At 59.8% G+C, this 1,291-nt stretch carries 1 pseudogene; it reads right to left on the reverse strand.

The annotated features are described in order from the left end of the window. Nucleotides 1-246 precede the first annotated feature (246 nt). Nucleotides 247-1,291, reverse strand: a pseudogene (locus AF337_RS10820) (transposase family protein); the annotation flags it as partial.

Raw genomic sequence — 1,291 nt, forward strand, 5'->3', positions numbered from 1 at the left:
ACCTTTTCCTGCAATAGGGTGGAGATGGATCGAGCAATAGATGCCAGTCGTTCTTACATTCTAACTTTGCGGTTACAATTGCTGTCAAAGCTGATTAGAGGGGCGACATTGTCAGCCAGTTAGAAACGCGACGCTGGCTCTGATGATCAGCCCCGATCCGACCGGCTGGGCCGGGTTGAAAGGGCGGAGCGGGGGCGGGTGAGGGGCGCCCATCGGCTTTAGCTTTAAGACGATGCGATCGACGCCTCACTCGGCAGCATCGCGCTTTGCCAGCGCAGCTTTATGGCGTTCGATGACGGCCGGATCGTTCGTAAAATCCTTCCGCCGTCCCGGACCGTGAGCACGTCGCACATAGCCGTTCATCTCGCTGTTGGTCATCACCACCGGCTTCGACGGCTGCTCCTGACGCTCCTTGATATAAGACAGAACGTCGCCGAGCCGTTTGTTCTCGGTGATCGCCGCATGCGTCACCCGCTGGTCCTTGTCGAAGGTTTTGTAGGGCAGGGAATGTCCCTTCCATCGTACATCGAGGCGGCCGTCGGCATAGGCATAGGTCTCGACATAGCGGCCGGCCAATCCGCGCGTCACGTCGCTCTCCTCCAGCATGATCCGCTTACGCTCGAACGAAAACGTCAGCTGCGATCCGACATAGCGCTGCTCGCGTTTGCACAGGATCTCTTTCAACCGATCCGGTGCAAGATTTACCGGCCGGTGCAGGTCATCGGATCGGGCAGGGACAATCGCAAACCGCCCATTGTAGTCCACCATGAAGCCCGGCAGAAATGCATTGCCTGCCTCCATGCTGTCGATGCCTGCCAGTCGCAATTCCTTGACCAGACGATCCTGCAGCGTCCGGTTCATCCGCTCGACACGGCCTTTGGCCTGGCTGGAGTTTGCACAGAGAATCTCGATATTTAGCTCCGAGAGTGCCCGAACTGGGTCATGCCCTGACCACCCTTGGCCTCCTTCTTCGTCACCCGGAAGACCGAGTGCTTGTCGGAATAAAAGGCAGAGCGCACGAACCGCAACTGCATCAACCGGCCCGTCGCATCGTCGACAAACACCAGGAGCGAGCACGGATCTCCACGATCCTCGAACCAGCGATGCTCGGACCCGTCGATCTGCACCAGCCCGCCATAGGCTTCGCGCCGCAAGCGCGGCTGATGAAACGTCCGCCGCTGCTTGCGTGACAGCCACAATCCGGCCTGCGTCATCCAGCCGCGCAACGTCTCGCGCGACACACGCAATCCATCGCGCTCGGCAAGCTTCTCGGCCGCCCAGCGTCTCCTGG

The sequence above is a fragment of the Rhizobium ecuadorense genome, from assembly GCF_001187535.1.
GTDB classification, from domain to species: Bacteria; Pseudomonadota; Alphaproteobacteria; order Rhizobiales; family Rhizobiaceae; genus Rhizobium; species Rhizobium ecuadorense.